This window comes from Streptomyces sp. NPDC001851, from assembly GCF_040297165.1.
Classification (GTDB): Bacteria; Actinomycetota; Actinomycetes; order Streptomycetales; family Streptomycetaceae; genus Streptomyces.
On sequence record NZ_JBEOYR010000051.1, the window covers coordinates 20760 to 29187 of the forward strand.

General features: G+C 70.5%; 8 protein-coding genes. 3 read left to right on the forward strand and 5 right to left on the reverse strand.

Going from position 1 to position 8428, the window contains the following annotated elements:
• Positions 1–34 precede the first annotated feature (34 nt).
• Together ABT171_RS40730 and ABT171_RS40735 are read left to right on the forward strand one after the other, a co-directional pair.
• Positions 35–763, forward strand: a complete 729-nt coding sequence (locus tag ABT171_RS40730; RefSeq protein WP_351251879.1) for a response regulator transcription factor — start codon at positions 35–37, stop codon at positions 761–763.
• The gene (locus ABT171_RS40735; protein WP_351251881.1) at positions 753–1865 is read left to right on the forward strand and encodes a sensor histidine kinase; all 1113 of its coding nucleotides are present in this window, start codon (positions 753–755) and stop codon (positions 1863–1865) included. The genes ABT171_RS40730 and ABT171_RS40735 overlap by 11 nt, the downstream gene beginning before the upstream one ends.
• 76 nt (positions 1866–1941) lie before the next feature.
• Here ABT171_RS40735 and ABT171_RS40740 read toward each other — a convergent pair whose 3' ends face one another.
• The 4 genes from ABT171_RS40740 to ABT171_RS40755 all read right to left on the reverse strand — a co-directional run bounded on the left by ABT171_RS40740 (position 1942) and on the right by ABT171_RS40755 (position 5263).
• Complete coding sequence (locus ABT171_RS40740; RefSeq protein WP_351251883.1) at positions 1942–2994, reverse strand: NAD-dependent epimerase/dehydratase family protein; 1053 nt, start codon at positions 2992–2994, stop codon at positions 1942–1944.
• 52 nt (positions 2995–3046) lie between these two features.
• Complete coding sequence (locus tag ABT171_RS40745; RefSeq protein ID WP_055706176.1) at positions 3047–3640, reverse strand: hypothetical protein; 594 nt, start codon at positions 3638–3640, stop codon at positions 3047–3049.
• Positions 3641–3716: 76 nt separating this feature from the next.
• A complete protein-coding gene (locus ABT171_RS40750) occupies positions 3717–4130 on the reverse strand; it encodes a hypothetical protein (protein ID WP_055706177.1) in 414 nt (137 codons plus the stop codon).
• Positions 4127–5263, reverse strand: a complete 1137-nt coding sequence (locus ABT171_RS40755; protein WP_503078899.1) for a molybdopterin-dependent oxidoreductase — start codon at positions 5261–5263, stop codon at positions 4127–4129. Before ABT171_RS40755 ends, ABT171_RS40750 begins: the two co-directional genes overlap by 4 nt.
• A gap of 611 nt (positions 5264–5874) precedes the next feature.
• Between ABT171_RS40755 and ABT171_RS40760 the strand changes: the two genes are divergently transcribed.
• Entirely contained in the window at positions 5875–6729 is an 855-nt protein-coding gene (locus tag ABT171_RS40760; RefSeq protein WP_351251888.1) for an S-methyl-5'-thioadenosine phosphorylase, read from the forward strand.
• 464 nt (positions 6730–7193) lie between these two features.
• On the opposite strand, the gene ABT171_RS40765 is transcribed toward ABT171_RS40760, so the two are convergent.
• Positions 7194–8294 (reverse strand): IS110 family RNA-guided transposase, encoded by a 1101-nt coding sequence (locus ABT171_RS40765; RefSeq protein WP_351251890.1) that lies wholly within the window; start codon positions 8292–8294, stop codon positions 7194–7196.
• Between the last annotated feature and the right edge of the window lie 134 nt (positions 8295–8428).

Here is an 8428-nt window from a genome sequence, read left to right on the forward strand (position 1 = left end):
CTGACAGCCGCGGGGCGGTGTGAGACTCGATACCGTGAAACGCGTACTCGTCGTGGACGACGACCCGACCGTCTCCGAGGTCGTCGCCGGATACCTGACCCGGGCGGGCTTCGACGTCGATGTGGCCGCCGACGGTCCCTCCGCCGTGGCCAGGGCCACCGCGCAGCCGCCGGAACTGGTGGTGCTGGACCTGATGCTGCCCGGCATGGACGGGCTGGAGGTCTGCCGCCGAATCCGCGAGACCGGCCCGCTGCCCGTGATCATGCTGACGGCGCGGGGTGACGAGGAGGACCGCATCCTCGGCCTGGAGGTCGGGGCCGACGACTATGTCACCAAGCCTTTCAGCCCGAGGGAGCTGGTCCTGCGGGTGCAGTCGGTGCTGCGCCGTGCGGGAGCGCTGGCGGCGGTGCGGAGCGCACCGTCCGTACCGCGCCTGACCGGACTACGGGCCGGACCGCTCGCTCTGGACGCCACGGCTCGCCGAGCCACCCGCAGTGGTCGGGAACTTGCTCTGACCATCAGGGAGTTCGATCTGCTGGAGTTCTTCCTGCGCAATCCCGGGCGGGCCACCAGCCGGGAGGAACTGATGCGTCGCATGTGGGGCTGGGAGTTCGGTGACCTGTCCACCGTCACCGTCCATGTACGGCGGCTGCGCGAGAAGATCGAGGACGACCCGGCCCGCCCGCGGCTGATCAACACCGTGTGGGGCGTCGGCTACCGCTTCGATGTACCTGAGGCGAACGGGGCGGACGATGCTGCGTGACACCTTCCTGATCGCCCTGTACGCGGCGATCGGCGCGGGCGCCGCCGGACTGCTCGGTGTGGCCGCCCTGAGGCTGCTGCGCAACCGCTCGGTCGCGCTGTCGCTGGCCGTGGTCACCGCCGTCGCCGTGGCGGCGATGCTCGCCGGGACAATGCTCGTGTCGTGGGCGATGCTGCTGTCGGATCACGACCTGTGGGTCGTCACCATGGTGTGCTCCATAGCGGCGATCGTCTCCCTCGCGGTGGCGCTCGTCCTCGGCCACAGCGTCGTCAAGGGCAGCCAGGCCCTCACCGAGGCCACCCGCGTCCTGGGTGACGAGGGCCGCTTCACCCCGCCAAGCATCGCTCCCACGGCTGAACTGGCCCAACTGGTCCGGCAGTTGGACGCGACCAGTGCGAAGCTGGCCGCCTCGAGGGAGCGCGAGCGGGCCCTGGAGGAGTCCCGGCGGGAGCTTGTCGCCTGGATCTCCCACGACCTGCGCACCCCGCTCGCCGGGCTGCAGGCGATGACCGAGGCGCTTGAGGACGGCATGGTCGCCGATCCCAGCGTCTACCACGCCCGGATCCGCACGGAGGTCGAGCGGCTCAGCGAGATGGTCGGCGACCTGTTCGAACTCTCCCGCATCCAGGCCGGCGTGCTCGCCCTGAACACGGCCCGCATGTCGGTCTACGACCTCGTCGGCGACGCGATCGCGGGCGCCGACGCCCTCGCCAGGGAACACGGCGTGCGGATCATCGGCGACGGAGTCGAACCGGTGCCGATCGAGGTCGACGGCCGCGAGATGTCCCGCGTCCTGGCCAACCTCCTCGTCAACGCCATCGACCGCACGCCCACCGACGGAACGGTCGCCGTCTCCGCCCGGGAGGAGGGCGGCAGCGTCGTCGTCTCGGTGACCGACGGCTGCGGCGGCATCCCGTCCGAGGACCTGCCCCGCGTCTTCGACACCGGCTGGCGCGGCACCGACGCCCGCACCCCGCCCGCCGGTGCGGGCCTGGGACTGGCCATCGTGCGGGGCATCGTCGAGGCCCACAGCGGCCGGGCCGCCGTCCACAACGTGCCCGGCGGCTGCCGCTTCGAGGTCCGCCTGCCGACAGCCGCCTGAGTGCATTTCCCGGTCCGGAGAAGGGCCGTCCCTGTGGAGTACAGGGACGCCCCCCCGAGTTGTCACCGGGGAAGGCTCAGCCTGACCGCAGCGCAGCCTTCGCGAACTCCGCCATTCCCTCGGCGAAGTCCACCACCGGTTTCCAGCCCAGCTCGTCGCAGAGCCTGCGCGAGGAAGCGGTGATGTGACGGACGTCGCCGAGCCGGTACTCCCCGTTGACGACGGGTGCGTCGCCGCCGTGTGCCGCGGCCAGCGCGGCGGCCATCTCCCCCACCGTGTGCGGCTCGCCGCTGCCGACGTTGTACGCCCGCAAGCCGCCCTCCGGCAGAGCGGGCAGCCCGTCCATGGCCGTGAGGTTGGCCCCCGCGACGTCCCGCACGTGCACGAAGTCCCGCCGCTGACCGCCGTCCTCGAACACACGTGGCGCCTCACCGCGCGCGAGCGCGGACCGGAACAAAGAGGCGACTCCCGCGTACGGGGTGTCCCGCGGCATACCCGGCCCGTACACGTTGTGGTACCGGAGCGCCGCCACCCGTCCACCGGTGGCCCGCGCCCACGACGCGGCCAGGTGCTCCTGCGCGAGCTTGGTGGCCGCGTAGACGTTGCGCGGATCGGTCGGCGCCTCCTCCCCCACCAGCCCGGCGGACAAGGGCTCATCACAGTGTGGGCACGGTGGTTCGAAACGGCCCGCGTCCAGCTCGGCGATCCGTCGCGGCCCCGGCCGTACGACGCCGTGCTGGGCACACTCGTAGCGGCCCTCGCCGTACACCACCATGGAACTCGCCAGCACGAGTCGGCGCACCCCGGCCGCAGCCATGCCTGCCAGCAGTACGGCCGTGCCGAGGTCGTTGCAGCCGACGTAGTCGGGCGCGTCCGCGAAGTCCTTGCCGAGCCCGACCATCGCCGCCTGATGGCAGACTGCGTCCACGCCCCGCAGAGCGTCCACCACCGCCCCCCTGTCGCGAACATCCGCGTGGCGCCAGTCGACACCATCGGGGACGGGCGGCGGCGTACGGTGGGCGGCGGGCAGGAGCGCGTCGAGCACACGTACCTCGTGCCCGGCACTGGTGAAAGCGCTGACGATGTGCGAACCGATGAAGCCCGCACCTCCGGTGACCAGGATCAACATGCTCCGACGCTAAGCCTGACCGCGCGTCTGCGGATGCCGGAACGGGGATCCGTCAGGGGTTCGTAAGCCTTCCGGACCGGCCGGACGCCGCCACACTCAGCAGACCGAAGCCCGCGGCGAAAGCGAGCATGGTGAACACGCCGCGGGGCCAGAAGATGTGACTGTCGAGAAACGACCAGCACGCCCCCAGCACCACCACGGCCCCGGGCAGCACCCGGACGCCGTGGCGCCGCAGCAGTACCGCGCCGGCGGCGAGCGCGGCGACCGTCAGCCCGTACACCCCTGCCCGTCCCAACTCGTCACCGGTCGAGAACAGCCACCCCACCGCCCCATGCACCCCATGTACCGCCACCGTCCCGGCAGAGATACCGGCCACCGCGTCCAGCCCCGAGTAGTACGCCGCGTAACCAAGACACCCGGCCCAGGCCACCAAGGTGAGTGCGCCGTCGACGTCACGCCCCGGTCTGCCCCACAGCGGCACCAGCAGGCCGAGCGCCAGCAGCGGAAAGGCGGGCAGCAGGGCGACATGCAGCCCCGCCCAGTGAGCGGCCGTCGACGCGGTGAGATGCCGCGGGTGGACCAGGCCCGCCACAGCCAGAAACAGGGGCGGAGCCGTTACGAGGACCACCGTACGAAGAGTGCGCATGGCGCCACCGTAGGAATGACCTACGCCAGGCGGGGCCCGTGCCGGCGATGCGTAAGACACCCGTAAGACGCCGCCGTCACGAAGGTGGACGCCGTCGGCTGCGTCGGACCTCCTTCGCCACCACCAGCAGAGCCGTGAACGTGGCCACGGCCACCAGGATCAGCAGCCAGTTGCGCGGATAGTCGAGCGGCAGCACCGTCGAGTTGGCCCGGGGCCCCGGTCGCAGCAGCACCGGCAACGCCACCGCGGTAAGGGCACCCCCTACGAGCAGCGCCCCGCGGATGGGCCCCCGCACCCCGCCAGGGACCAGCACCAGCCCGACGAGCAGCACCAGCGGCGCGACCAGCGCGTCGTGCAACACCACCGCCCCGCCGAGCCACTCCAGCACACCCATCAGGTCCTGCTGCCTGTCCAACAGCAAGGACGCGCCGACACCCATCAGCGCCAGCCCGGCGGCACCGGCCAGCAGTCGCAGCACTTTGACCCTCATGACAACACCTCCAGTCGGCCGACCCACTTGGTCTGCAGTACGCCCGGACGGTTCGGAGCGATCAGGCGCACCGGGTAACCGTGGTCGGGCGACAGTTCCTCACCGTTCAGCCGCAGTGCGAGCAGGGTCAGCGGGTCCCGGGCGTGCTCGTGACCCATCTCGGAGACCCGGTAACCGCCCCGGGTCTGCAACGACACCACCCGTACCCGCGCGTGGACCGGGGCTCCCACCCGCTCCAGCAGGTCCACGACGCGCACGCCTGTCCAGTGCGCCGACTTGCTCCAGCCCTCCACGCAGGCGATCGGCAGCTCGACCTCGTGCTGGGGCAGTGCGCGCAGCTCGTCCAACGTCAGCGTGCAGGGCCGCGGTCCGGCGATGGTCAGGCGGTAGCGCTCGGCATGGATCAGGCCGACCCCAGCCGCGGCAGCAGTCCGGTTGACCGGGAGGCCCTCGGAACCATGGTCAGGGTGGCGGGGTGCGAGGAGGGTCAGGCCCTTCAGCGGGGTGAAGGACTGCCCCACCGTGGTCACAGTGACGGCGCCGACCGCCGCTGCCACCGCGGCGAGCAGGGAGCGCCGATCCGGGGCGTCCTCGGCGGGCAGGGACAGCGTGCCCGCCGAGCGACGGCTCCAGTGTGCCGCGATCTCAGGTGCCTTGACCGCGATGTGCAGCACCAGCGCTCCTATCAGCAGCCAGGCCACGGCGTAGTGCACCTCCACGAAGGAGAAGGGCCACGGGTACCACTGGGCGGTGTTCAGCAGGCCGGTCGCCAGCTCGAAGAGGGCGGCTGCGACCAGGAAGGCCACCGACACCCGTTCCAAGGCGTGCCGCACCGAGCGCACCGGGGGCCACTCGAACAGGCGGGGATACACCGTCCACAACTTGGCGAGCAGCAAGGGAATCGCCGCGATACCGGACGCGACGTGGAGCCCCTGCGTGAACCGGTAGCCCCACACCGGACGGCTGGGCAGCTCGCCCGCGAGCCATCCCGGCGGGTGCTGCATGAAGTGACTGATCAAACCGGTGCAGAAGCACACCGCGAACGCCAGGCCGAGCCACCGCCCGATCGAGGTCGCCGTGCGGGCATCGTGCAGTCGGCCCTTGAACACGGGCGGAAAGAAGCGCGATCTCATGCCTTCCATCCCACCGGGAGGAAGGCCGCCATGGAACGTCCGACCGCCTTACGGAACTGGGACGTCTCCCGGCCACAGGGCACGCCCAACATCCGCGACACTCCGCCCGGCGCCGTCCTGACCACCCGTGTGACAGGCAGGTGGCGGAAGTTGGGAACCTGTCCGGCGTCCGCGCTTCGCAATACAGCCGACACGCCGTCCAGCACCTCGAAGCCTCCACACGGGCCTTCCAGGAACACCTCCTGCGAGGCGGTCGGGCCGGTGCACAGCCTTGCCTGAGCAGGACAGCCACAGCGTGAGGACGCACACGCGTCGCTGCCCGGCCAACGCCGACCACGTGGCCGCGAAGTTGACCTCCGACTCCTCACCCGCAGCTTTCGACCGAGGGAGCGTGCCCTCCAGGAACCGCCGGGCCGCCGTGGCCTCCGCCCCAACGGCCGTCCCTCCCGCAGCGGTCCTGACAGCCCGGAACAGGTCAGTGCGTACCCAACTCGCCGAACTGTCGACTCCAACGACGGGCACCTGCGCTGGGCGGCCGAATTCCTTTCGAGAGCATGACGTTTCCCGATGCCGTGATCTCGAACTGTGCCGGCGCGGCTAGCGTGCTGGGCATGACGAACGCGGAGATCGGTGTCATCGGCGGGTCCGGCTTCTACTCCTTCCTCGACGAGGTGACCGAGGTCCAGGTCGACACCCCGTACGGAGCACCCAGCGACTCCCTCTTCCTCGGCGTGATCGCCGGCCGACAGGTCGCCTTCCTCCCCCGCCACGGACGCGGCCACCATCTGCCCCCGCACCGCATCAACTACCGTGCCAACCTGTGGGCGCTGCGCTCCGTCGGCGTACGTCAGGTTCTCGGCCCGTGCGCGGTGGGCGGACTGCGCCCGGAGTACGGGCCGGGCACACTGCTGATCCCCGACCAGCTGGTGGACCGCACGAAGACCCGGGTGCAGACGTACTTCGACGGGCTGCCGCTCCCGGACGGCACCGTGCCGAACGTGGTGCACGTGTCCCTGGCCGACCCGTACTGCCCCGCCGGACGGGCGGTCGCGCTCAAGGCCGCGTGCGGACGGGACTGGATGCCGGTGGACGGCGGCGCCCTGGTCGTCGTCGAAGGGCCACGGTTCTCCACCCGCGCAGAATCGTTGTGGCACCGGGCGCAGGGCTGGTCCGTGGTGGGCATGACCGGTCATCCCGAAGCTGCGCTCGCCCGTGAACTGGAGTTGTGCTACACGTCGTTGACCATGGTCACGGACCTCGACGCGGGGGCGGAGACCGGGGAGGGCGTCTCGCACGACGAGGTGCTGAAGGTCTTCGCGGCGAATGTGGACCGGTTGCGGGGCGTGCTGTTCGACGCGGTGGCCGCGCTGCCCACCATCGAGGAACGGGATTGCCTGTGCGTGAACGCGCTCGGCGGAATGAACCCAGTTCGGTGTCGATCGGGCCGGTTCACCTCATGCACCTGAACGTACTGGGCGAGGAGGTAGTGGGACAGGCTCGCTCCGAAGGTGCCGGTGCCTTCCACCCCGGCACGGCGCAACCGTATCCAGTTTGGCGGGCGCAGACGTCAGCAGCCGGCGGCCGTCGCCGGAGAGGATTCGGTGCCCATGAGCTTCCCCAGCCGGGGGGCCGGGGCGGCGACGTGAACCTCGCCGTGCGTGGTCACGCCCAGGTCGACCTCACCCCGATTGGTCAGATCCGTGCTCCAGGAGGTGCTGCACTCTCTGACGGAAAGTGCGAGTGCAATCGCAAAGTAGGCGCACCTCGAAAACGTTACAGGGACACGGGCCGCATGAGGCGCCGACCGCATCGTGTCCGACAGCGCAGCCGATCTCATGACGAAGCCGCGCCGGAGCTCTCCGGTGCGGCCTCGTCGTCCCACGGCTCCGCGCAAGCCCCCAGGCGGGGCCCCGCCGTATCACTGACGCCCCTATAACAGGGGGACGCTGGATACCGTCCTGACCAGCTTGAAGACCTCTCGGGCGGCATATCGCTTGAGGCATCGGATGATCTCGCGTCGGGTCTTGCCCTCCTGGGTGCGGCGTTCGTAGTACGCCTGGGTGCGCGGATCGTGGCGCAGGCGGGTGAACACGATGCGGTGCAGGGCGGCGTTAGCTTGGCGGTCGCCGCCATGGTTGAGCCGGCGCGAGCTCCGGCGGCCGGAGGAGTACTCGATGGGACTGACGCCGCACAAAGCAGCGAAGGACGCCTCGGTGGCCAGCCGCTCGGGGTTGTCCCCCATGGTGATCAGGAGAGTCACGGCGCTGTCCGGGCCGATACCCACCGGCGTGAGCAGCTGCGGGGCGTGGTGTTCGACGAGCCGGGTCAGGCGTCGGTTCAGCTCATCTATCTGCCCGGTGAGCTGCTCTATGCGCTCGGCGAGCATGCGCAGGGTCATATGGGTGGTTTGGGCCACCGCGTCTTCGTCGCCCCCGCCGTCGTGGAGGCCAAGGCTCGCGCAGCTGCGGAACAGCTCGCGGTTGCCCAGGCTCGACAGCCGCTCCCGCAGGGCGGGGTCGGCGATGACCAGAACGGCCTTGAGCTGGTTGATCGCCTGGGTGCGAGCCTTGACCGCAGAGTCCTTTGCGAGCTTCAATATCCGGGCGCACTGCACCGGACCGTCGCCGGATTTTGCCCGCGCCCGGGCGCGACCGCTGAGCACGGCCCGCGCGGCAGCCTGCGCATCGAGCGGGTCCGACTTCCCCGACAGACGGCGGGCCGAGCGGTCGGGCCGGTTCACCTCGTACACCTCGACGCGCTGCGCCAGCAGGTACCGGGACAGGCCCGCGCCGAAGGTGCCGGTGCCCTCCACGCCGGCCCGGCGCACTTTCCCCAGCTTGCGGGCCCAGTTGAGTAGCCGACGGTAGCCGGCCGCCGTGGCCGGAAAGGACTCGGCGCCCAGGACCTTCCCCAGCGGGGAGACCACAGAGGCGACATGAACTTCGCCGTGCGTGTCCACGCCCAGGACGACCTCGCCCAGACCAGGAGGATCCGTGGTGGTGGAGGAGGTGCTGCGCTGTCTGGTCGTCATGGTGGTTCGCCTTTCCCGCGGGTGACGTGCTGGGTGAACGGCACCGGCCTGCTCGGGCGGTCTGAACCGTGATGGCGCCTGAACTCGGCAAGGCCCCTGACTTGTTGAATTGACACCAGATGCTCGGTCTGCAG